22 protein-coding genes are annotated in these 22214 nt (G+C 40.1%); 14 read left to right on the forward strand and 8 right to left on the reverse strand.

All coding sequences use genetic code 11. The features are described 5' to 3' along the window. The first annotated feature begins 142 nt into the window (after window positions 1-142). The 3 genes from rpmB to ACJJVX_RS06655 all read left to right on the forward strand — a co-directional run bounded on the left by rpmB (window position 143) and on the right by ACJJVX_RS06655 (window position 967). A complete protein-coding gene (gene rpmB, locus ACJJVX_RS06645) occupies window positions 143-379 on the forward strand; it encodes a 50S ribosomal protein L28 (protein WP_054203012.1) in 237 nt (78 codons plus the stop codon). 11 nt (window positions 380-390) lie between these two features. Continuing rightward, complete coding sequence (gene rpmG, locus ACJJVX_RS06650; RefSeq protein ID WP_004335545.1) at window positions 391-546, forward strand: 50S ribosomal protein L33; 156 nt, start codon at window positions 391-393, stop codon at window positions 544-546. Window positions 547-781: 235 nt separating this feature from the next. Then, a complete protein-coding gene (locus ACJJVX_RS06655) occupies window positions 782-967 on the forward strand; it encodes a hypothetical protein (protein WP_405630701.1) in 186 nt (61 codons plus the stop codon). On the opposite strand, the gene ACJJVX_RS06660 is transcribed toward ACJJVX_RS06655, so the two are convergent. Further along, a complete protein-coding gene (locus tag ACJJVX_RS06660; protein ID WP_054203014.1) occupies window positions 957-1883 on the reverse strand; it encodes a manganese-dependent inorganic pyrophosphatase in 927 nt (308 codons plus the stop codon). The genes ACJJVX_RS06655 and ACJJVX_RS06660 overlap by 11 nt on opposite strands. 347 nt (window positions 1884-2230) lie before the next feature. Between ACJJVX_RS06660 and ACJJVX_RS06665 the strand changes: the two genes are divergently transcribed. Together ACJJVX_RS06665 and mutM are read left to right on the forward strand one after the other, a co-directional pair. After that, window positions 2231-2749 carry a hypothetical protein gene (locus ACJJVX_RS06665; RefSeq protein ID WP_054203015.1) on the forward strand — a complete coding sequence of 173 codons (519 nt, stop codon included), beginning with the start codon at window positions 2231-2233 and terminating at the stop codon, window positions 2747-2749. A 1-nt stretch (window position 2750) separates the two neighbouring features. After that, window positions 2751-3560, forward strand: coding sequence for a bifunctional DNA-formamidopyrimidine glycosylase/DNA-(apurinic or apyrimidinic site) lyase (gene mutM / locus ACJJVX_RS06670; protein ID WP_054203016.1), 810 nt, complete (start codon window positions 2751-2753; stop codon window positions 3558-3560). A 50-nt stretch (window positions 3561-3610) separates the two neighbouring features. Here mutM and ACJJVX_RS06675 read toward each other — a convergent pair whose 3' ends face one another. Genes ACJJVX_RS06675 through ACJJVX_RS06685 form a run of 3 tightly spaced genes read right to left on the reverse strand, consistent with a single transcriptional unit; the run spans window position 3611 to window position 6076 of the window. Next, the gene (locus ACJJVX_RS06675) at window positions 3611-4111 is read right to left on the reverse strand and encodes a DUF3299 domain-containing protein (protein WP_405630704.1); all 501 of its coding nucleotides are present in this window, start codon (window positions 4109-4111) and stop codon (window positions 3611-3613) included. Window positions 4112-4121: 10 nt separating this feature from the next. Continuing rightward, window positions 4122-5390, reverse strand: a complete 1269-nt coding sequence (locus ACJJVX_RS06680; protein WP_064435820.1) for an ABC transporter permease — start codon at window positions 5388-5390, stop codon at window positions 4122-4124. Next, window positions 5390-6076 carry an ABC transporter ATP-binding protein gene (locus ACJJVX_RS06685; protein WP_054455885.1) on the reverse strand — a complete coding sequence of 229 codons (687 nt, stop codon included), beginning with the start codon at window positions 6074-6076 and terminating at the stop codon, window positions 5390-5392. The genes ACJJVX_RS06680 and ACJJVX_RS06685 overlap by 1 nt, the downstream gene beginning before the upstream one ends. A 186-nt stretch (window positions 6077-6262) precedes the next feature. On the opposite strand from ACJJVX_RS06685, the gene ACJJVX_RS06690 reads away from it, so the two are divergent. The 7 genes from ACJJVX_RS06690 to ACJJVX_RS06720 all read left to right on the forward strand — a co-directional run bounded on the left by ACJJVX_RS06690 (window position 6263) and on the right by ACJJVX_RS06720 (window position 13505). Beyond that, window positions 6263-7369: a phosphoribosylaminoimidazolesuccinocarboxamide synthase gene (locus ACJJVX_RS06690; RefSeq protein ID WP_054203020.1), complete on the forward strand. Its 1107-nt coding sequence runs from the start codon at window positions 6263-6265 to the stop codon at window positions 7367-7369. Between the two features lie 158 nt (window positions 7370-7527). Beyond that, the gene (locus ACJJVX_RS06695) at window positions 7528-8187 is read left to right on the forward strand and encodes a methylamine utilization protein (protein WP_054455887.1); all 660 of its coding nucleotides are present in this window, start codon (window positions 7528-7530) and stop codon (window positions 8185-8187) included. After that, the gene (locus ACJJVX_RS06700) at window positions 8180-10498 is read left to right on the forward strand and encodes an EAL domain-containing protein (protein ID WP_405630708.1); all 2319 of its coding nucleotides are present in this window, start codon (window positions 8180-8182) and stop codon (window positions 10496-10498) included. The genes ACJJVX_RS06695 and ACJJVX_RS06700 overlap by 8 nt, the downstream gene beginning before the upstream one ends. Beyond that, on the forward strand, window positions 10491-11318 hold the full coding sequence (locus ACJJVX_RS06705) for a DUF3034 family protein (protein WP_099458990.1): 828 nt from the start codon (window positions 10491-10493) through the stop codon (window positions 11316-11318). Before ACJJVX_RS06700 ends, ACJJVX_RS06705 begins: the two co-directional genes overlap by 8 nt. Then, entirely contained in the window at window positions 11318-11737 is a 420-nt protein-coding gene (locus ACJJVX_RS06710) for a group 1 truncated hemoglobin (protein ID WP_054203024.1), read from the forward strand. Before ACJJVX_RS06705 ends, ACJJVX_RS06710 begins: the two co-directional genes overlap by 1 nt. A gap of 59 nt (window positions 11738-11796) precedes the next feature. Then, window positions 11797-12579, forward strand: a complete 783-nt coding sequence (locus ACJJVX_RS06715) for a glycosyltransferase family 2 protein (RefSeq protein ID WP_405630711.1) — start codon at window positions 11797-11799, stop codon at window positions 12577-12579. Between the two features lie 83 nt (window positions 12580-12662). Then, entirely contained in the window at window positions 12663-13505 is an 843-nt protein-coding gene (locus ACJJVX_RS06720) for a sulfurtransferase (RefSeq protein WP_405630714.1), read from the forward strand. On the opposite strand, the gene ACJJVX_RS06725 is transcribed toward ACJJVX_RS06720, so the two are convergent. From ACJJVX_RS06725 to ACJJVX_RS06735, 3 genes are all read right to left on the reverse strand, one after another. After that, window positions 13502-15034, reverse strand: coding sequence for a tetratricopeptide repeat-containing sulfotransferase family protein (locus ACJJVX_RS06725; RefSeq protein WP_405630716.1), 1533 nt, complete (start codon window positions 15032-15034; stop codon window positions 13502-13504). The genes ACJJVX_RS06720 and ACJJVX_RS06725 overlap by 4 nt on opposite strands. Window positions 15035-15086: 52 nt before the next feature. Beyond that, complete coding sequence (locus ACJJVX_RS06730; RefSeq protein ID WP_405630719.1) at window positions 15087-17519, reverse strand: TonB-dependent receptor; 2433 nt, start codon at window positions 17517-17519, stop codon at window positions 15087-15089. A 170-nt stretch (window positions 17520-17689) separates the two neighbouring features. Further along, a complete protein-coding gene (locus tag ACJJVX_RS06735; protein WP_054203029.1) occupies window positions 17690-18046 on the reverse strand; it encodes a DUF5522 domain-containing protein in 357 nt (118 codons plus the stop codon). Between the two features lie 56 nt (window positions 18047-18102). On the opposite strand from ACJJVX_RS06735, the gene ACJJVX_RS06740 reads away from it, so the two are divergent. Beyond that, window positions 18103-18429 (forward strand): hypothetical protein, encoded by a 327-nt coding sequence (locus ACJJVX_RS06740; protein ID WP_405630721.1) that lies wholly within the window; start codon window positions 18103-18105, stop codon window positions 18427-18429. 130 nt (window positions 18430-18559) lie between these two features. Here ACJJVX_RS06740 and ACJJVX_RS06745 read toward each other — a convergent pair whose 3' ends face one another. Beyond that, window positions 18560-19528, reverse strand: a complete 969-nt coding sequence (locus tag ACJJVX_RS06745) for a class 1 fructose-bisphosphatase (RefSeq protein ID WP_054203031.1) — start codon at window positions 19526-19528, stop codon at window positions 18560-18562. A 162-nt stretch (window positions 19529-19690) separates the two neighbouring features. Between ACJJVX_RS06745 and ACJJVX_RS06750 the strand changes: the two genes are divergently transcribed. After that, on the forward strand, window positions 19691-22120 hold the full coding sequence (locus ACJJVX_RS06750) for a zinc-dependent metalloprotease (protein WP_405630724.1): 2430 nt from the start codon (window positions 19691-19693) through the stop codon (window positions 22118-22120). Window positions 22121-22214: the final 94 nt, after the last annotated feature.

Below are 22214 nucleotides of genomic sequence, written 5' to 3' on the forward strand. Positions count from 1 at the left end.
TGAGCTGGTTGGATAAGATCAATTACTTGATCTTTGCCTGTATAAGCTGTATAAAGAGCGCCCTTCGATTTATCCCTGGGGCACAAAATACATGGCCTAAGGGAAAATTAAGCTCGAGCGAAGTTATTGGAGATATATAGACATGTCTAAAGTATGTCAAGTTACAGGTAAGCGTCCAGCGGTTGGTAATCACCGTTCACACGCGAGAAACGCGACTAGACGTCGTTTCCTACCTAACCTACAAACACACCGTTTTTGGGTTGAAAGTGAAAAACGTTTTGTAACATTACGCACTACTACTAAAGGTATGCGTATTATCGATAAAAAAGGCATCGACACGGTTCTAACAGAAATCCGTGGTCGCGGCGTAAAAGTTTAAGGACCTGAGTCATGCGTGATAAGATCCGTTTAGTTTCTACAGCTGGTACTGGTTTTTTCTACACTACCGACAAGAACAAGCGTAACATGCCGGAAAAAATGGAAATCAAAAAGTTTGATCCAAAAATCCGTAAACATGTTCTTTTCAAAGAAGCTAAAATCAAGTAATTTTAGTTTTTTATGAATATTAAAAACCCAGCTTAGGCTGGGTTTTTTGTTTTAGACTAGCCGTCAGTTAAGAGCAGCTAGGAGCACTAAGCTGTAAGTTTTAAGCTGAACGGCGTTAAAATTGGCTACGTAGGTTGTGGTTGAGCAGCGCGAAACCCAATGAAAAAATACCCTCTCTGTCTGCATCAAAAAACTGCATTATGGAAGTTTTTACTCCTTCGGTTTATTTGTATAAATGGCTTACAGCCAACAAAAAACCGTTGCTATTTACATAACAACGGTTTTTAGAATTTACAGCTTACAGCTTACAGCTTACAGCTTACAGCTTACAGCTTACAGCTTACAGCTTACAGCTTACAGCTTACAGCTTACAGCTTACAGCTTACAGCTTACAGCTTACAGCTTACAGCTTACAGCTTAGCAAACTCATCTTGTAATGGTGGCACTACTTGTTTTTTACGACTCAGTACGCCGTCTAACCATACTTTACCGTCTTTAGGTGTTTCACCGTAAGCACGTTCTACTATGCCCGCATCATCAGATACGATTAGCATTTGTGAACCTTCTTTCATGATGTCAGTAAGCAGTAAAAATACCGAGTGGCGTCCGCCTTCTTCTTTCAGCTTGGCAATATCAGCTTCTAGGTCTGCTTTAATATCATCAAATACAGCAAGGTCAATAACTTCTAGTTGGCCAATACCCACTAGTTGGCCGTTCATATTAAAGTCTTTAAAGTCACGCATTACTAAATCACGTGCAGGAGTGTTTTCAACCGCTGATTTAACACGGAACATATCCATGCCTAGTTCTTTAAAGTCTTCAATACCGGCGATTTCAGCAAGTGCTTCAACACATTTAATATCAGCAGTGGTGCAGGTTGGCGATTTAAAAATAACCGTGTCACTTAAAATGGCACATAACATGATGCCTGCAATGTCTTTTGGAATGTCAACATTGTAAAAGTCATACATCATTTTAATGATGGTGTTCGAACAACCAACTGGGCGGATCCAACATTCAAGTGGTGTTGAGCTAGTTAGGTCACCTAATTTATGGTGATCAACAACACCAACTACGCGGGCTAGATCAATATCATCAGGTGCTTGCGTTTTTTCAGTATGATCAACGATGTAAACGTCTTCACCAGCATAGCTTAATTTTAGCTCTGGTGCTTCAAAGCCAAATTTATCAAGGATAAATTGTGTTTCAGGTGAAATATCACCAAGACGAGTTGGAATTGCAGGCTCATCGATTTGGTTTTTTAAATAAGCAAGTGCAATTGCACCACAAATAGAATCAGAATCTGGGATTTTATGACCCACTACATACATTGACATTGACGGAGCTCCTTAAAATTTGTCGATATTCTAACAAAGTAATTGTGCTTTGACACATCCCCATTGGTGAATTTTTATAATATACCCAAACAACCTCATTGTTCACAATTTAGCATGTTGTAGGGAGCTAATATCAAGCGCTAGTTAGCACCAAACACATTCGTTTTTAAGAAGGATTGACTATTATTTGCAATCAATATTTTGCTAAAGCGCTTTTAGTACTTGGGTTAACTGAAGCAAGTATTTTGAAGTTACTTGTTTATGGTAAGCAGAGAAAATTCGACTGCCCTTTTTTAATCTTTTTGGTTACACTTTAACGACTTGAATTTACATAGAAGAGTGCCCTAATGCAGCTCAGCCGCAAAGCGTGGAATAATGTTCTTATATTTTCTATGTTATTGATGATCTTTTTTTTTAATGGCCTTCATAAAAAGCTTAATAGTGTTCCTGTTGAATCAGGGATACAAACACTCTTGCCTGCGCAAAGCTTTATTTTAGCGCTGGAGTTTCCTGATCAAAAAATAGAGCGTATCGGGACTGCGTGGCGCAGTCAGGCTTTATTTAAAAATGCGCCAGAGAGTCAATGGCAATCAACTCAGAGCAATATTGTACAATTGATTAATAAATGGCAAGGAAGTGAGTTACCGCTTGCGCCTGCCTCTACGTCATTAAAGAGTAATGTTCCGCTCAGTGTTGCTACGATATGGCTTGCTGGTGAGCAGTTACCTTGGTTGTATCAATTATACAAAGCGCCGCAGGGGTATTATTTATTAGATAAAAGTACACAACGTGTAATGTTACTAGATAGCGTGACAGCGCGGGGGTTGTTCGTGAGCTTTAATTTTCCAATTAGTGAGTCTAAATAGTATGCCTGAATTACCAGAGGTTGAGGTTAGTCGGATGGGGATCACTCCTCATATTTTGCAGCAAACAGTCACTAAAGTGAATATTCACAATCCGAATATGCGCTGGCCTGTACCTGATGATGTTTATCAGATTACTAACTTATCTGTGATCGCGGTTGAGCGCAGGGCAAAGTACTTACTGCTGATATGTGAACTCGGCAGCGTGATTTTGCATTTAGGCATGTCGGGTAACTTACGGGTTGTAGATAAAAATGAGCCACTAAAAAAGCATGATCATATTGAATTTATCTTTGGTAATGACAAGGCGCTGCGATTAAATGATCCGCGCCGATTTGGTTGTTGTTTGTGGCAAGCACCAGACACGGTTCATAAACTACTGTCTAAACTTGGTCCTGAACCGTTAACTGATGAGTTCACTGCAAAACGAGTCTATGAATACTCTCGCAATAAAAAAGTGCCCGTTAAGCAGTTCATTATGGATAATGCTGTGGTCGTTGGGGTTGGTAATATTTATGCAAACGAATCATTGTTTAAAGCGGGTATCCACCCCAAACGTGAAGCGGGTAAAGTATCGTTAGCACGTTATCAGCAATTGATCCCAATTATTAAAGAGACTCTCGCAGCTGCAATTACCCAAGGCGGTACGACATTAAAAGACTTTGCTCAAAGTGATGGTAAGCCGGGTTATTTTGCACAACAATTACTTGTCTATGGCCGCAAAGGTGAGCCATGCATGAAATGCGAAAAAGAGCTTACTGAGATTCGATTAGGGCAACGTAGCACCGTTTATTGCAGCAACTGCCAAAAATAAGGTGTAAAAAACCGATGTTTAGGCATCGGTTTTAATTGTGTATTTACAGTTTATAGCTCAAATGGTGCAACGCCTACGGCTTTAATTTTATAGCCTACTTGGGCAATATCACCACTCCATCCTTCTGTGCTAATAATACCCGTAACCACAATTGCATCGTACAAGCTTTCGATAGGCACGCCGCCTTTAATGGTTACATGAACAATTTGATTCGGTGGCGGTGGCGGTACATGGATACAGGCACCAAAATAGGGTACTAATAAAAATTCGGTGATCATTTCGCTGTCGCCCTCTAGTGGCACAACAAAGCCCGGTAAGCTAACCGATTGACCATTAAGCTCTTTTACAACAGGGGCATCAAGATCTGGTTGGATCCAGTTTTGTTCACTTCCTTCATGACTTGCTTGATCTTGAGTGTCTATTTGTACATGGCCTTTAGGGATCAAATCTTCCCAAAAAATCTCTTTTGGTGCGTTCGCGTGACCATTGAAACTGTAGCAAAAACTAAAAATAACTAAGCACAGTAACGTGAAATTTCGAAAATACTGCATGGTGTTCCTCTTAAATTTTAATGCTCATGCCATCTGACAATGAGTAAAAATAGGCGCGGGTTGCTGGGATCAAACCAACGATAAAGCCGGCCGCCATAATAGCGCCTATCAACATGAGTTCATAGCTAGAAAGCATGGCTATAGTGATTGTAATACCTGCATGCGCTTGTAAGTAACCAGCAGCAAGAGACATTAATATGTAAAATAAGCCGCACCCAAGTAGGCACCCTAAAAATGTTGTTAATAACGATTCCATGCTGATCAGCGTAAATAAATGCCAAGGACGCGCGCCTACAGAGCGTAGAATTGCTAATTCACGGCGACGCTGATTGAGACTCGCTAATAGGGTTGTTAGCATGCCAAGTAAACTCACAAGTACCACTACCATCGAAAATAGTAATAAGATTTTTTCTATAATTGTGAGCATTTCCCATAACTCACGTAAGGTAACGCCAGGCATGATTGCCAGTAATGCCTCGGCTTTAAATTGGTTTATGTTACGCCTTACTTGCAAAGTATATAGCGGGGAATCAAAGCCAATTAAAAAAGCGGTAATTTGTTTTGGTTCACCAATCAGATCACTATGCTGCTCATGCTCATGCTCATGCTCATGCTCATGCTCATGCTCAGCGTGGCCGCCAGTGCCACCATGAATTAACTCAATGGCAGCTAATGGGATGTGTAATGTTTTATCAACCGGCGTGCCAGTGGCGTTTAAAATTCCAACCACTGTAAATGGGTTATCATCATGGTGATGAAAACTGGTATTACCCATACCGTGGGAGATAATAATGCTGTCGCCCAGTTTGTACCCTAATTTTTGCGCAACTTGTGCGCCAAGAACAACTTCGTTTAGATGATTAAAAGCGTGGCCGTCGCGAAAGCTCAGTGGTTGCTTTTTAGCAAACTTATAATGTTTAAAATAGTCGGCAGATGTACCAAGCACTGCTTGGCCTTTATGGCTATCACCCAGTGACATTGGAATCGTCCATTTCACGCCGCGTTGGTGTTTAATGTATTCATAGCTTGACCAGCTAACGCTATTATTTGCGTGACCAATACGAAACACAGACGAAAGTAACAGTTGTATATCACCTGTACGGGCACCAACGATTAAGTCAGTCCCCGAAATGGTATTACTAAAACTGGTTTTTGCGTCTACCCGTACACGTTCAATACTTAGTAACAGCATTACACTAATTGCGATAGTGAATAAGGTTAAAAATGCACTGGCGCGGCGATTGTATAAACTACGAAGAGCAAGCTTTATTAAAATCATTAAATTTGCTCCTGCAATGCGACTAAATCAATACTACGATTAAACAGTGGCTGTAAGCTTTCATCGTGACTAACAAATACTAAGGTGCTGTTAACGGCTTGAGCTTGCGCAAAAAGCAGCGCAATAAATGATTGGCGATTATTGGTATCTAAAGCTGAGGTTGGCTCGTCGGCAATAATGAGTTCAGGAGCGCCAATAAATGCACGGGCAGCGGCAACACGCTGTTGTTGACCAATACTTAAATTAGCAACATTTTGCTGGTGGAATTGGTTATCTAGCCCCAATGCATTTAAAAGCCTTGCAGCTTCAAGTGGGAGGGAAGGACTACAGGTTAATGCCTTTTGATGGCGTTGTTTTGAAAATTGGCACCCAAGAGTGACATTATCAATAGGTGACAAATAAGGCAGCAAGTTAAAATTCTGAAAAATATAGCCAATATGATCGGCCCTAAATGCATCACGTTTACTATTACTGAGCTTATTAAGCTCACAACCAAAAATACTCAGCTTACCAGTTGTTGGTCGGTTTATACCCGCTAACAACGATAATAGCGTTGATTTACCGCAACCACTGGGGCCATGTAAAAAAATATGTTCGCCTTTGGCTATTTGAAGGCGTGGGATGGCCAAGGTGGGCTTGCTTTGCTGTGGTTGCCATTGAAAGCTTAATTCTTCTATATCAATCATTATTATTCAATTACTGCTGAATTTTGATGTTATCTTATAACGTAGAGAATAAAATTCAAACTAAACTGCGTTAAATCGCATTGCGCTTTAATTGTGATTTTAGGCGGTCTCGATTATCATTAGCTCCTTATAACCCCAATACCATACACGTGCTCTTTAAGAGCATGCCATATACTCGGAGATAGCATGACTAGCTATAAAGTTTTAGACGTAAACGATGATTTACCAGTGCGTACCAAAGGTCCTGTCCACAGTGGTAAAGTTCGTTCAGTTTATTGGTTAACAGACGAAGATAGCGCGCGTTTGATCAGTGAAAAAGGCTACCAAGTGCCAAAAGGTACTGAGCTGGCTATTATGATTATTTCTGATCGTATCTCTGCATTCGATTGTATTTGGCAAGGTGAAAATGGTTTAAATGGTGTGCCTGGTAAAGGCATTGCTTTGAACAGTGTTGCATCTCATTGGTTTAAATTATTTGATAAGGCTGGTCTGGCAGGAAATCATATTGTTGATATTCCGCACCCATATATTTGGATAGTACGCAAAGCGAGCACTGTAAAAGTGGAAGCCATTGCTCGTCAATATATTACTGGCAGCATGTGGCGCGATTACAGTAAAGGTGTGCGTAACTTTTGTGGTTTAGAGTTACCAGAAGGGCTTGTTGCAAATCAAAAGCTTGATGAGGTATTAATTACACCTTCAACAAAAGGTATTATTACTGGTGTTACCGACATACCTGAAGTCGATGACGTGAACATCACACGTGAAAATATTATTAACAACCTTGGTGTGTTTAACTTTAAATCGCCAGAAGATGTAGCCAAATATGAAAAGCTATTAGTTGAAGGCTTTAGCTTAATCAGTGACGAATTAGCAAAACTGGACCAAATTTTTGTCGATACAAAATTTGAGTTTGGTTATGTTGAAGATTTAAATGGCACAAATAAGCTTATATATATTGATGAAGTGGGCACGCCAGATTCGTCACGTATTTGGGATGAAGCAGCGTACCGTGATGGTAAAATTGTAGAAAACTCGAAAGAAGGTTTCCGTCAATTATTAATCAACAATGTTCCAGATAGCGATGTGCTACTTAATAAAGACCGCATGCCGGAGCGCGAACAACTAGCGAAAGATTATGTGTTACCAGAATCAGTTATGTTAGCTGTATCTGACACGTATGTTGGTATTGCAAGTAAAATTGTAGGTCACGATATAACTATTCCTGCCGATCCTCGCGCTGAAGTCATTGCGATACTGGATGAGCAATACGGACTGGTTTCCCATTCTTAGTCATTAGTTTTCAAGTTAACAGAATCAAAAGCCCAAAATTTAGCTATAATTTATAGTGATTGGGCTTTTATTCTTGCATTTAGGGCCTGTCTTTAATTAACTTAGGTTAAAACGAACTCAAGGTATATATTAGTGATGATAAAACAAGGAATCGCCAAATGACATGGCAACTAGTAATCACTAAATACATATTAGGTGTTGCCGGGCTTTTATTTGCGAATAACGTATTTGCAGCTAACCTAACACTTAATTTTGTTGATCAGTATGGCGCTCCTCTGAGCAATACAGTGGTTGAGCATGTAAATGCAAACAGCGTTACGACACAAGATAATTTATCTATTCTTGAAATGGATCAAGTGGATAAGCAATTTTCACCGGTTTTATTAATTGCCCAACAAGGTCAACAAGTTAATTTTCCTAATAGCGATAATATTCGCCATCATGTTTATTCATTTTCACCAACAAAGCCCTTTCAATTAAAGCTTTATTCAGGACAACCTGAAAAGCCAATTACATTTGATAATGAAGGTATTGTTGTTTTAGGCTGTAATATCCATGATTCAATGGTTGGGTATATCTATGTGTCAAAAAATAAGCATGTTTACCAAAGTGACGAACAAGGTCGTATCGAACTTAAAAATGTGACATTACCTGTTCAATTAAGCGCATGGAATCCTTTACAAAAAGCGACGCTTGAAGAGAAAAAAATTATTTCATTAGCGATAAACACACCGAATAATATACAACTTAGCTTGCAAACAGCAGATCCTGCACCGCGCAACACGTTTGGTAATAAGTTTAAGGGTCGCAATGACTAATAGCTTAAAAAATCGCATCATTATTTTATGTGTTGGCTTGGTGCTGCTAACAACAATGGTTAGCCTATTTAGTTTTTGGTGGTCAACCAGCGAATTTAATGAAAAAAAGGTCACACAGGATATTAATGTCGCTGAAAATGTTTATAAGCAATACTTAAGCGCTAAACAAAGCTTATTGCTCACCGCAGCAAAAGTATTGACCTCTGATTTTGGTTTTAAACAAGCAGTAGCCACTCGCGATGCTGATACTATTAGTAGTGTATTATATAACCACAGCCAGCGTATTAATGCAGATTTAATGCTACTACTTGATTTATCGGGTAAGTTAATTTCATCAAATACCCCGCAGCAGAATTTTAGCAATGATTTAGTACAGTTAATGAGTGAGTTATTAAACAACTCAGAACAGTCTAATTTTGTTGTATTAAATAATGAGCTTTACCAAGTGATTTTACTACCCGTTAAGGCGCCGCGCACCGTAGCATATAGCTTGGTGGGTTTTAAAATTGATGAAAGTGTTGTGCTGGAGCTTAAAAACTTAACCGGTTTAGATGTTAGTTTTATTGCCAAAGGAGATGATTTAGTACGAAGCTCCTTATTAGAGCGACCAGTTCCATTTATACCAACAGAGTACTTCCATAAAAAAACCACCTCACGTATTTTTGGCGAGCGGCTTGTATATCGCAATCGCGATCTTTCTCTACCGTCACTTAACCAGCATTCAGTGAATGTGATGCTCAGTGCTGATCTAACACAAAGCTACAGTGAATTTGAGCGACTATTTTTTACATTAATGTTTTTGGCCGCAATTACGATAGTAATAGGTATTTTCACCAGTAGCTTACTTGCAAAAAATTTGACTATGCCGTTATCGCAGTTGGCCAGTTTAGCGCGTCAATTTGCGCGCGGTAATTATAGCGTTGATGCGATGAGTAAAAAGCAAAGTAGTGAAATTTCAACACTCATTGATGCATTTAAAAACATGGGTAACGATATTCAAGAGCGTGAGCAGCAAATTAGTTTTGCAGCTAAACATGATACCCTTACAGGCTTTTATAATCGTTCAGCAATGCTAGAAGTACTCAATGAGCAGTTAAATAAAGACCGTGAATATACACTGGTGGCTATCGATATCCGCGGCTTGCGTCATATCAACGATAAGTTAGGCCCCCGCATTGGTGATGATTGCTTAAAAGCAGTTGCAGGTCGTATAGCTGAGTTTTCTGATGAGTTTGGTGGCTTGCATGCACGTATTGGTGGTGATGAGTTTTTAACTGTATTTCCAAGTGATGGTAGCCAGAACTTTAAAAATGACATTGTAGGTTTAATGGCGCAGTTACAGGCTTGCTACACCATTCAGAAATTAAAAATTAACCTGCGTTTTAGTACCGGAGTTGTGCAATATCCTGCTCAAGGCCTAAAAGCGGATGACTTAATCCGTCGCGTATTAATCGCTGTTGATAACGGTGAAAATGCCCATGAGAGTATTCATTATTATCAAGCGGGTGAAGATGAGGAGCATCTAGAGCGCTTAGTAATGATTGATGAGCTTAAGCAGGCTATCGCAGATGACGACGGCCAATTATTTATGACTTACCAGCCTAAATTAAATATTGCTTCACAAAAAATTGATAAAGTTGAATCTTTGATCCGTTGGCAGCAAAAAGATGGCCGTTGGATTTCGCCGGAGCTATTTATTGATTTAGCTGAGCAGTCAGGTTTGATAGTCGAGCTGACCGAGTGGGTTATAAAAACGGTGATTAAGCAGGTTGAACAATGGCAGAAAAATGGCATTTATATGCAAGCTGCAATTAACGTTTCAGCGCAAGATATTGCATACCCTGGATTTCATTCTAATTTAGTGAGCACATTAAAAAATTATTCGGTCGCGCCTGCCTTGATCACAATAGAGCTGACTGAGCGCGATATGATCGAAAATGAAGAGAAAGGCATTCAAGCGCTTGAAAATCTTAAAGCAATAGGGGTGAAAATTTCACTCGATGATTATGGTGTAGGACAGACATCGCTGGGGCGCTTGAAAATGTTACCTATCGACGAGCTTAAACTGGATAAGTGCTTTATTTTAAAACTTGATGAATCAGAAAAAGATCAATTTATTGTAGAATCCACGATCACGCTTGGCCATCAGTTAGGGTTTTCAGTTGTTGCAGAAGGGGTGGAAACTGCAGGGTCACTTGAGTTGTTAAAATGTATGAAATGCGATCATGTGCAAGGGTATTATTTGAGCCGACCTTTAAAAGCGGATGTTTTTGAACAATGGTTAAAAGAGTATAACAATGAGCATGCTTAAGTTTTTTTTGGGATTTATTGCTTGTTTATTACCATTTAGTAACTTTGCAGGGCAAGGGAAATTATTAGCAACGCCTGGCGTATCGCAAGTTGAAGGTAGTGCGGGTGGAGGTTTAGTCCCTTGGGCGCAATTAGCAGGTTATGCAACAGACGATGAGTTTGCAATCAATGGGTTTTGCAGTCGCGCAGACGTAAGTGATTATACCCTTGATGTTTGTGGTGCGCAGATCAATTTGTTTAATCGTGTTGAATTCAGTTATGCAGAGCAACACTTTGATGTGCCAGCATTAAACACAAAAATAGAGCAGTCAATCACCGGTGCTAAAATCCGTTTATACGGCGATATAGTGTATAGCCAATGGCCACAATTAAGTTTAGGCGTGCAACATAAATCACTACGCGATGGCGCCGTAGCAACACTTGTCGGCGCAGAAAAAACAAGCGGTACAGACATTTACCTTGCAGCAAGTAAGCTTCATTTAGGCGCTTTGGCGGGCTACAACTGGTTTTGGAATATGACTACGCGCTACAGTGAAGCGAATCAGTTGGGGTTGCTTGGCTATGGTGGCGCTAATAGTCGTCAAAAATTATTATTTGAAGGCAGTACGGCTATCTTCTTAAGCCGTGATATTGCAGTAGGTATTGAATATCGCCAAAAATCAAACAATTTAGGTTTGGGTGAAGAAGATTGGCGTGATGTATTTGTCGCTTGGATGCCTAATAAGTATGTCAGCGTTACGGCTGCTTGGCTCGACTTGGGCAGTATAGCTGGCGCAGATGATCAAACGGGTTGGTATTTATCAGTAACAGGGTATTGGTAATGAAAAGCACACTAATAATAGTCGCGTTATTGCTGATGCTGGGGGGCTGTAAATCCACTGGTGGTCCAACGTTGTATCAGCAGCTAGATGGTAAAGCAGGAATTGAAAGGTTAATTGATAGCTTTATTAATCAGATTGCGCGCGATGAGAAAATAATTCACTATTTTGAAGATGCAAACATCACGCATTTTCGTGATGGGTTTATTAACCACTTGTGCGCTTTAACTGACGGGCCTTGTGAGTACATCGGCGATGACATGGTCGCGATTCATACTGGTATGAATATTAATGAGACTGACTTCAATCATGTTGTTGAGTTACTTATTAATGCGATGAATGAACTGAATATCAATCATACAGTGCAAAATAAAGTGTTAGCAAAAATGGCTCCATTACGAGCTGAGATTATTGAAATTTAAACAGTGCTTTATCGATTGCTGTTAGTTTAGGTTATCAAAAGAGTTTTAAAGTGAAAAATATGTCGGAAAGTAAAAAGAATAGAGAAAATAAAGCGCCAATCAGTGTTTTCATCGTCACATTGAATGAAGCTGAACATATTGAAAATACACTTAAAAGTGTCAGCGAATGTGCTGAAGTTATTGTTATTGATTCAGGCAGTACTGATGGCACGGTTGGGATAGCTACAGAGCTAGGTGCAAAGGTAATTTACCATCCGTGGGAGGGTTATGCGAAGCAAAAGCAAATAGCGATGGAACATTGTAGCTTTGATTGGGTTTTGAATTTAGATGGTGATGAAGAACTAACGCCTTCTGCATTACAGGTCTTATGTAATGCTATGGAGGAAGATAAATATACCGCAGTGCGTTTAAAACGTATTGATCGCTTTATTAATAAGTTTCCAACTGGTTGGGTTAAAAAGCCAAATAATGTCAGGTTCTACAAAAAAAGTGATGCATGTTTTAACGCCAAAAAATTGGTTCATGAAAGTGCCACTGTAGAAGGTAAAGAGCTTTATGCTAAAGAGTATTTTTTACATTATGGTTATAACGATATCGACACCTTAACAGCCAAAAATAATACCTACTCAACCTTAAGAGCAAAAGAAAAAATTATACAAGGTAAGCGCTATTCTATTTTGAAATTATTGCTTGTTTTTCCTATTACATTTATTAAAGAGTATATATTCTGTCGATTTTTTCTGTTTGGTAATCGAGGGTTTATAAAATCAATGATGACCGCTCATTATGCTTTTTTGAAAGAAGCAAAGTTATATGAACAAAATAAAAAGCAAAAAAAATAAACCTATTTTTGGTTTGTTTGTATTTTTAGCATTATTACCCGCTGATATTGTCAGTAAATATTGTAGGCAGCAACATATAAAGTATGAAAAATTTAGTAACCGCCACGTGGTTAAATGAACATCTAACCGACCCTAAACTCGTTATTTTTGATGCAGGAATGGTGCGTCCTGGTTTACCTGGGCAATATCAGCCTCACGCTAAGCTACCCAATGCTTTGCGCTTTGATTTTAAAAGGCAGTTAGCGGATTTATCCAGCGGCTTATCGCATACTATGTGTAGCCCTGAGCAGTTTACCGAGCAAATGCAATTGCTGGGTGTTGATAATGATTCACTTGTTGTTATTTATGAAGATGGCGGGCTATTTAGTGCCGCGCGTGGCTGGTGGATGTTTAAAGCAATGGGCTTTGACAACGTTAAGGTTCTCAGTGGCGGTTTAGCTAAATGGCAATCACTCGGTTACCTCACTCAAGTTGAATACAGCCAAAATCACCACAAGGGTAATTTTAAAGCAAGAGCGCGTGTAGGGTACTTTATCGATACAGCAGCCGTGTTTAATGGTATTGATGACGATGATGTACTTTTGCTTGATGCACGAAGCTATAAGCGTTTCACTGGCGAAATGGCAGAGCCTCGCGAAGGTATGCGCAGTGGGCATATTCCTAATAGTTGTTCATTACCGTTTGCAGCATTACTCAATGACGGGGAAGCTAAGCCACTGACACAAATAAAAGCGGCGTTTGAGGCGGTAATAGATGGCCAAAGTATCTTACAGTTTAGTTGTGGGTCGGGCGTAACAGCGTGCATATTGGCATTGTTTGCTGATGAATGTGGCTACGAAAACTTACATGTATACGACGGTTCATGGAGTGAGTGGGGCGGCCGTGATGAGTTGCCTATCGAAACTGGCTCTTGCCCAGCACGTTAAAGTGCAAACCCGTAGTGTTGCCAGTAATCAATGGCTTTGTTATTGAGAGGCTGGCGTACTTGTACTTTACTTGCCGTTGCTGACGGGCTGTGTTGTTTGTAAAAATCTAAACATTGTTCTTGCCACGTTAAATCACAAAATGCATAAACCTGCTGCGTGCTTGCAATCGGATTAGTTACGAGTTCTTCGTACTTTATAGTGATTACATTATCAGGGTATTTATTTGTAAAGTGCTCAATCAAATCACCGCAGTCTTCATAAAAGTTCTTTATATTATTTAAGTTATAGCTGTAGTGATGAAAGGGACTTGCTGGATTATAAAGTTGGCGAAAATTAGCAATACAGCTGTCTTTTTCCCCGCGTTGCATACAAATAATTTTAGCACTAGGAAAGGCTGCTAAAATTAAATCAATATAATAAAAATTGAATGGCTGTTTATCGCAGCTACGTAGCTGTGGATCCACTAGTTGCGTAATACGCTGTTGATATTGAGCCAATTGTGTTGTTAGTTCGCTATTTTTATACACGGCATTGATTACGCTACTATTTAACAGCTGAGTATTATTGCCTTGGCAAAGCTGGGCAATGTCATTGAGTTCACCCACCCCTTGTACGTGTGCTGACTGGTTTATTATTTTCTCCATCAAAGTAGTGCCGGAGCGCGGCATACCCACAATAAACAATGGTGCAAAATTGTTGTGATTTATTTGCGGCCTATGATCATCACTTAAAGCGATAAGCTGCCTACAAAATTCACGATGGGCTTGTGCGTTATATTTAACATTTTGATAGATAAGTTTTTTACTTGTATTAAAGTGAGTAAAGGCCTGCTTATAATCAGTGCAATGTTCATAATTAAGTGCAATTGCGTGGTGCAAAAATTGCTGCTGTATCGGGGTTTTAGCGTACTCGGTTAAACCTAAAAGCAGTTGTAAATGCTGCTTAGCCTGTTGGTTATCGTTAAGTTCGGCCAGTGAATAGTGAGCCTGAAAATGCTGCGGGTGTTGTTTTATAAGTGAATGCAGTAGCTGTACTGCATCATTAAATTGCCCCATTATTTTATACGCTACAGCTAAGTTATAGCTCATCTGTGGATTTGTAGGAGCATGTTGATGAGCCTGCAGTTGCCATTCTAACGCGAGTTGATAGTGCCCTAAACGAGTTAGTACATTGGCAATTAAATCGCACTCAATAGCATTAAACTGTGTGTGCTTTACTGCTTTATTAATCGCTTGTTGCGCATCTAACAGCTTGCCACTGAGTACCGCTAATTTTGCCAAGTGAGCAAAGTATAATGGCATTGGATCAATGCTAATCGCTTTATGGAGTAGTTTATGTGCCTTGCTATTATCGTTTGCAGCAATGTTTATTTGCGCGAGTAAAAAATAACTAAAGTGATCATTCGGTGTGTTGTTAATATTACTGACCAGTAATAAATGCGCGTCGTTAAGCTTGCCATGGTTAATAGCGTGCTCAATTTGTTGTTGTAGGTTTTTTTGAACGGATGTTAATTGCATAGTAATAAGCATAAAAGCCTTGGCGTAAAACACCAAGGCTTTTTTAGTTTACAAAGAGCTGTTATTACAGTTCAAAGTTATACGTAAACTTCATACCAATAGTACGAGGTGTTGTGGTGTAGTGACCATACACACGTTGTAATTTAGGCAGTTCTTTGTTTTGCTCTTCATACTTAGTCATGCCAGCCCATGATTTATCACGGCGTACCGAGGTAAACGCGTACTTATCGAATAAGTTATCTACATACAGTGTCGCAGACCACATATTACCGGTTAACTTGGCTGATAAGTTACTCAGTGCATAACCTGAAAGTGTTTCGCCATCAGCTTTTAGGCCGACTTTAGTGATTACATTACTTTGCGCGGTCATACCGTAGTTAATGCTTAGCAATTTATCATCGAGTACATCTTGCTCGTAACGTAGGCCAAATGAAAACTGGTGCTCAGGCGCGCCTGGTAAACGGTCGCCATCAGAGCCATCGTAATATGTTTGATACTGTGCGTATTCATCGTCCAGTACACCTAATAACTCAGGAGCATCTTCAGTTAACTGTGCCTTTGCATAAGCATAAGTGGCGTAGGCAGTCCAGTTATCAGCAATCATTGCGCGAGATGAAATTTCCACGCCCTTTGAGTTAGCTGTAGCTGCATTTGAGGTGATTAGCTCTTGACCATTTACGGTTGCAGTCCCGACTTGTGCGTCTTTCCAGTCAACGTTAAATAGCGCCGCATTAAAGTGTAAGCGATTTTTAAACCAGCTTGATTTAAAACCTAGCTCATAGTTTACTGTGGTATCGGGTTCATAACCAATTTCATTTGGAAGAGCACAGACTATTTGCTGTTCAGGTAATACATCTGGGCAAGGTGCAATACCGTTACCACCGCCGATTCTAAAGCCTTCACTTACGGTAAAATAAGCAAGTACACCAGAATTAAATGTGTAATTAGCATTAAATTTAAATAAGTTACCGTTATCACTGGCGCTCGTATTCACCATTGTAAGTTGATCTAATGATGAAAAATCACCTGAGTACAACGGTGTTGCTGAGCCAGATGTTGTTGATACATCATACTCGTAAAAACGCGCGCCAAGTGTCACGTTAAATTGCTCGGTAAAGGCATACCCTACCTCACCAAATAAAGCTTGTTCAGTGATCTCAGAGTCACTGACTAAAATATACTCGAGATCTTGTTGCAGATTAGGAATATCATCGCCCCAAAACTCAGTTAAACCGGGTGTGTATTCGCGATCGTCTGAGTGAGTTTCAAGTTTGTTGTAATAACCACCGACAATCCAGTTAAAAGCGCTATCAGAGTTAGACACTAAACGAATTTCTTGAGTGAAACTATCACGTTTTGACGTATCCAAAGTTTGCGCTACAAACGCAGGGAAATCAGCATAACCACTCCAAATATCGTAAAGCAAATCAGTTTGGTCACGTTGCCCAGATTGCTCATAGCTTGACCAGCCTGATGCCGACACAAGTTCAGCAAAGCTTAAATCAGCTTTGATCTCTAAACTTAATAAATCGTTTTCTTCTTCACCCGGCTCAAGAATACGCGCGGCATTTTCATATTGACCAATCATACCGTGTAATGGGTTGGTATCGCTTAGTGAATTATATTGCGATGTTGAATTGCCACCGTTTTCTTGCTTTTGATAAAAGTAGTTAAGCGTAGCCTCAACCGCTTCATTAGCTTGCCAACGCAGTGATACACGACCAGTAGTGATTTGCTCATCATTTACGTCACTAACACGGCGTAAGTTGGCGTTTACATCTTGCTGATTGGTAAAATCTGGATTTGGGTTTGATACACCGGGGTTTTGCACCACGTAGTTATAATCGATATAACCTGGGTTAGTGTAATGATTTACACTGGCGCGAATAGCCAACACATCCTCAATTAAAGGCGTATTGAATACCAAGCCAAACTCACCGCCCGTACCGTCACTTTCATTTAATGCAAATATATCACCGGTTACTTGGCCTTCTGTAATATCAAGCTCAGGCTGCTTTAATAAGTAACGAATAGCGCCACCTAATGTACCAGCACCATACAAAGTGCCTTGCGGGCCAATAAGTACTTCAACACGATCAACATCAGTTAAACGTAAATCAATATTAAGTGGAATTTCGCCCACATAAGTAGCAACAGTACCGCCGTCAGAAATACGATCAGAGGTATTGGTATTTAAGCCGCGGACAATAATCGGTGAGCCTTCACGCCCGCCTTGATCAGAAATAGTTAAACCGGGCACCCAACGCGCTATATCTTCAAGATCACCAATGTTTTGATCTTTGATCACATCGCCATCAAGAGCGGTAATATTAAGGGGGGCTTCTTGCACTGAACCCGCACGACGAGTTGCAGTTACTTGAATAGTTTCGATTGCTTTATCTGCTTGAATTGCTGATTCAGCGGCTGATAGTGGTTGGCTATTAAATAAAATGGCAGAAACGGCAGAGGCAAGTAATGCAGGTCTAAAGGCAGTCATGTTCATTTTCCGAATAAGTTACAGTATATTTATGCTTAAAAAGTAGCCTAAACCACTTTGTAAGGCGCAATTAAGTAAATTCTTAGTGAATTTATATCCAATTGTAATGTATTTTTATTCTGATAGTCATGCGTTATTTGCAATATTATTTAAATTATTTGAATAACTATTTACTGTTTTCGGTACGGACAATTTTTACAGTTGTTTTTGCAGCAGTTGCCGCGCTTTAAAAAAAACCAACGACTGAATACCATATAGCCGTTTTGCATCTCATAATCGAGGCGTTCAATTAAATTAGCATTACTTTGAAAGGGCTTAGCAAAAGCGACTTGTTCTTTAAGGGGGCGCTGATACAGCGTGTTTAAAAATGTATTAATTTTTTCCAAAGTACACACTTGGCATAAACAGCTGGTGGTTGTGCTATCAAGCGGTAAAATAGCAGGCAGCTCATTGCACCAACAGGCATTGATATTATCAACATTGCAGGTGAGAGTAGCTTGGCATTGCGAACAGGCTAAAGTAGTCATTCAATATTCATTTAAGCTTTAATAATTATCATCTATAGAATAACAGATAAACACATATGAACAGAGCACAAGCCTTAGCAGAATTTACCACCTTTGGTAAACACAAAGACGAAGCCATCGGCATTATTGTTTCATCACTAGCAGATGATCAAAGTCTAGCCTACATATTAACGCTCGAAGCCGTACTCGATGTGCTCACTCGATGCCTTGCCGGCGAGATAGATTTAGACGATCTTGAGCTGTGGGCCAATGTTATTGAATCAAGAACCGACATAGACCACAGCGCTGTCGAAGGCGCAATTTATGCCTTAAGTAACAGCGAACAAATGGGTGAGATCGATAATAGTAAAATTGAGAGACTGGTTGAGTTGTTGAAAATTTAGCCGTCAGCCGTCAGCCGTCAGCCGTCAGTTTAGAGATAAAATATAAACCGTGCTTGACTTAACAAGCATGGTTTATATTTTTGAGCTTACAGCTTACAGCTTACAGCTTACAGCTTACAGCTTACAGCTATTACTTATGATATCCCAAGCAGGTTTCTACTTCGTTTTTAGAACCTAAAATAACGGCTACACGCTGGTGAATGGCGTCTGGTTGAATATCCATGATGCGCTCAGTGCCTGTTGATGCAATGCCGCCAGCTTGTTCGATAAGCATGGCCATTGGGTTTGCTTCATAAAGTAAGCGTAGTTTATTTGGTTTGTTTGGATCCTTAGTGTCGGTAGGATAAGTAAATAATCCACCACGACATAAAACACGATGCACATCACCTACCATGGCTGCAATCCAACGCATGTTGAAGTTACGAGCGCGTGGGCCTGTTTCGCCAGCCATTAAGTCATCAATGTAGCTTTGCATAGCTGGTTGCCAATGGCGTTGGTTTGATGCGTTAATAGCGTATTCGTTAGTGTCTTCAGGTACTTGTGCAAAATCTTGAGTAAGTAAAAATGTGCCGTGCGTTTTATCAAGGGTGAAAAAACGTGTACCTTTACCGGTTGTTAGCGCAAGAGTAGTGCATGGGCCATATAAAACATAACCCGCCGCAACTTGATTTTTACCCGGCTGCATAAAGATGCTCTGATCTGCTGCATCTGAACCTTCAGGTGCTTTCATGATAGAGAAGATAGTACCGACTAATGAGTTGATATCGGTATTTGATGAGCCGTCAAGCGGGTCGAATGCGACGATATATTCAGCGTCAGGGTTACCCGCAACGGTGTAATCTTCTTCTTCAGAGGCAATCGCTTTTACGTAGCCTGATTCCAGTAATATGTCTTTGAGGAGCTGGTTGGTTACTACATCAAGTTTTTTTTGTGTTTCGCCTTGAATGTTTTCATCAAGTGTTGAACCGAGTACGCCTGAAAGTGCACCTTGGCCAACACGAAAAGAAATTTCTTTACATGCAGCTAAAATGGTTCGGATCAAAGAAATTAATTCTCTTGGGCAACCGTCTTCAAGTAAAACCGGTGGAAGTCTACGCATTCTATTTTCCTGATAACGTTATGGGCTGTAATAATCTTTTTATGTGAGAGCGACTATGACAGCAAGCGCTGAATTTCGTCTTAAATAACTGTATTTTAGATGTAACATCCTATACTGGAAGTACCCATACAATCTTAAAACGCGAATAACAAAGATAAGATTATGCAAAAAATACCATTGATACGTTACATACTCTTTACTGTGTTGCTAACTATGATAACCCAAGCGCACGCAGCAATTAAGTCTATAAATGATTTTACTGAACAAATGAATCATTTTCCGGGCTATTTCTCTTTTTACTACGATAATGAAAACGGTAAAATTTACTTAAAAGTAGATAAACTGAAACAGCAATTTTTACTACAACAAAGTTTACCTTACGGTGTTGGCTCTAACGATATTGGCCTGGACCGAGGCCAACTTGGCAATACACATTTAGTGCAGTTTGAGCGCTTTGGCGACAAAGTGATGCTCAGAGCAATCAATACTTATTATCGTGCAAATACCACAAATAAAGCTGAACAAAAAAGTATAAAAGAAGCGTTTGCATCAAGTATTTTAGCGGGTTTTAAAGTTGTTGCACAAAACCCACAAGCCGTATTGATTGATTACACTCCTTATTTATTGAGTGATGTACATGGTGTAAGCCGAACACTCGCTGCGCGTAAACAAGGTAACTTTAGTTTAGACGAAAATCGCAGTGCTGTGCTTGTTGAACGTTCAAAAGCGTTTGTTAAAAACACTGAGCTTGAGGCTGTACTCACTTTTAAAGGCTCTCAACCGGGGGAATTTATTCGTCAAGTAAGTGCCGACCCTTATGCATTAACTGTGCATATGCATCATTCATTAATTCAATTACCTGATGATAATTACACACCACGTAAATTTCACCCTCAATCGGGGTATTGGAGTATTGAACACAAAGACTATGCAGCGCCTTTGAGCGAGTCAATGCTGGTACGGTATATACCGCGTCATCGTCTTAGTAAAAAAGATCCCTCATTACCGATAAGCGATCCTGTTGAGCCGATTACTTATTATTTAGATCCAGGTGTTCCTGAGCCAGTAAAAACCGCTTTATTAGACGGTGCTAAGTGGTGGGATGATGCGTTTGCTCAAGCGGGTTATAAAAATGCTTTTATTGTAAAAGTGTTACCAGATGATGCGGATCCGATGGATATTCGCTACAACGTTATTCAATGGGTACATCGTGCTACACGCGGATGGTCTTATGGAAGCTCCGTAATTGATCCTCGCACCGGGGAAATTTTAAAAGGCCATGTAACGCTTGGCTCGTTACGCGTTCGCCAAGATATATTAATAGCAGAAGCCTTAGCTGCGCCTTACTTAGAGGGTAACGAAGTTGCTAAAACCCTACAAGCAATGGCTTTAGATCGTATTCGCCAGCTTAGCTCTCATGAAATTGGTCATACCCTTGGTATAGCCCATAACTTTTCAGCATCAGTGGCCGATCGCGCATCAGTGATGGATTACCCACACCCATTATTAAGCTTTACAGATAAAGGTGAGCTTGATGTTAGTCGTGGTTATGCACATGGTATGGGGCAGTGGGACACGCAAGTTATAAAGTATGGTTACAGTGATTTCACTAATCTTGATGAAGACGCTGAACTTGCTGCTATTTTGGCTGATAATAAAGCCAAGGGGCTTGAGTTTATTTCTGATACCGATGCGCGTGCAAAAGGCGGTGCTCACCCAACAGCACACCTTTGGGATAATGGGGCATCGCCAAGTGATGAGTTAACGCGTGTACTGGCTGTGCGAAAACTCGCTTTGGCTAATTTTGGTATTAAAAATATTAAAACGGGCGTGTCGATTTCACAGTTAGAAGAAATGTTAGTGCCACTTTATTTATTTCATCGTTATCAAGTTGAGTCTGCGGTTAAATTAATTGCAGGTGTTGATTATGACTATGAAGTACGGGGTGATACCGCGATAAAAGGTGCGCAAGTTGTTGAAAAACGAACTCAGCAGCTTGCTCTAACAGCTATCTTTGAAACATTACATGCAGATAATTTAGTGTTGCCTGAGTCTATTTTAGCGCTGATCCCACCAAAGGCGTATGGTGAGTCTAAAAATCGAGAAAGCATTGTAGGTCGCACGGGATTAACGCTTGATGCCATGGCACTTCCTGAAGTGGCGGCGCAACATAGCTTATCTTTATTGCTTAATAGCCAGCGTTTAAACCGTTTGGCGCAACAACAAGTGCGCAGTGATGCATTTTTTAGTCTGGATGAATTACTTGCAAAAGTGTATCAGCAAGTGTTTTTAATTCAGAGTAAAAAAGGCATGGCAGGTAAAATTGACCAGCGAGTACAACTTCTTACTGCCAAACAGTTCGCTGACTTAGTGGCCAGTGATAAAGTAGCGCCAGAAGTGCAAGCTCAGCTGCGTTATTACTTAGTAAAATTGAATAAAGTCTACCAGCAGGATTCACTACTAAGCAGTGCCAGTGTAGGCGATAGTGCGTTTAAACAGTATTTAGCTGATCAAATAAGTCAATTTTTAAAAACAGGGCAATGGCCTGAAAACTTTAAAGCATTACCAATTCCACCGGGTTCACCTATTTAAATGTAGGCGCGGGTTTATCCCGCGCACTTGAGGCACCCATGCGCGATGTAAAATCGCGCCTACCATTTTTCTTGCATAAAACTGGTTTTTTGTT

The sequence above is a fragment of the Pseudoalteromonas sp. Ld20 genome, assembly GCF_045064175.1.
GTDB lineage: Bacteria > Pseudomonadota > Gammaproteobacteria > Enterobacterales > Alteromonadaceae > Pseudoalteromonas > Pseudoalteromonas neustonica.

Bases quoted from the DNA above. Each gene is read 5' to 3' on its own strand.
- rpmB (WP_054203012.1), top strand. From the start codon at position 143: ATGTCTAAAGTATGTCAAGTTACAGGTAAGCGTCCAGCGGTTGGTAAT.
- rpmG (WP_004335545.1), top strand. From the start codon at position 391: ATGCGTGATAAGATCCGTTTAGTTTCTACAGCTGGTACTGGTTTTTTC.
- ACJJVX_RS06655 (WP_405630701.1), top strand. From the start codon at position 782: ATGGCTTACAGCCAACAAAAAACCGTTGCTATTTACATAACAACGGTT.
- ACJJVX_RS06660 (WP_054203014.1), bottom strand. From the start codon at position 1,883: ATGTCAATGTATGTAGTGGGTCATAAAATCCCAGATTCTGATTCTATT.
- ACJJVX_RS06665 (WP_054203015.1), top strand. From the start codon at position 2,231: ATGCAGCTCAGCCGCAAAGCGTGGAATAATGTTCTTATATTTTCTATG.
- mutM (WP_054203016.1), top strand. From the start codon at position 2,751: ATGCCTGAATTACCAGAGGTTGAGGTTAGTCGGATGGGGATCACTCCT.
- ACJJVX_RS06675 (WP_405630704.1), bottom strand. From the start codon at position 4,111: ATGCAGTATTTTCGAAATTTCACGTTACTGTGCTTAGTTATTTTTAGT.
- ACJJVX_RS06680 (WP_064435820.1), bottom strand. From the start codon at position 5,390: ATGATTTTAATAAAGCTTGCTCTTCGTAGTTTATACAATCGCCGCGCC.
- ACJJVX_RS06685 (WP_054455885.1), bottom strand. From the start codon at position 6,076: ATGATTGATATAGAAGAATTAAGCTTTCAATGGCAACCACAGCAAAGC.
- ACJJVX_RS06690 (WP_054203020.1), top strand. From the start codon at position 6,263: ATGACTAGCTATAAAGTTTTAGACGTAAACGATGATTTACCAGTGCGT.
- ACJJVX_RS06695 (WP_054455887.1), top strand. From the start codon at position 7,528: ATGACATGGCAACTAGTAATCACTAAATACATATTAGGTGTTGCCGGG.
- ACJJVX_RS06700 (WP_405630708.1), top strand. From the start codon at position 8,180: ATGACTAATAGCTTAAAAAATCGCATCATTATTTTATGTGTTGGCTTG.
- ACJJVX_RS06705 (WP_099458990.1), top strand. From the start codon at position 10,491: ATGCTTAAGTTTTTTTTGGGATTTATTGCTTGTTTATTACCATTTAGT.
- ACJJVX_RS06710 (WP_054203024.1), top strand. From the start codon at position 11,318: ATGAAAAGCACACTAATAATAGTCGCGTTATTGCTGATGCTGGGGGGC.
- ACJJVX_RS06715 (WP_405630711.1), top strand. From the start codon at position 11,797: ATGTCGGAAAGTAAAAAGAATAGAGAAAATAAAGCGCCAATCAGTGTT.
- ACJJVX_RS06720 (WP_405630714.1), top strand. From the start codon at position 12,663: ATGAAAAATTTAGTAACCGCCACGTGGTTAAATGAACATCTAACCGAC.
- ACJJVX_RS06725 (WP_405630716.1), bottom strand. From the start codon at position 15,034: ATGCTTATTACTATGCAATTAACATCCGTTCAAAAAAACCTACAACAA.
- ACJJVX_RS06730 (WP_405630719.1), bottom strand. From the start codon at position 17,519: ATGACTGCCTTTAGACCTGCATTACTTGCCTCTGCCGTTTCTGCCATT.
- ACJJVX_RS06735 (WP_054203029.1), bottom strand. From the start codon at position 18,046: ATGACTACTTTAGCCTGTTCGCAATGCCAAGCTACTCTCACCTGCAAT.
- ACJJVX_RS06740 (WP_405630721.1), top strand. From the start codon at position 18,103: ATGAACAGAGCACAAGCCTTAGCAGAATTTACCACCTTTGGTAAACAC.
- ACJJVX_RS06745 (WP_054203031.1), bottom strand. From the start codon at position 19,528: ATGCGTAGACTTCCACCGGTTTTACTTGAAGACGGTTGCCCAAGAGAA.
- ACJJVX_RS06750 (WP_405630724.1), top strand. From the start codon at position 19,691: ATGCAAAAAATACCATTGATACGTTACATACTCTTTACTGTGTTGCTA.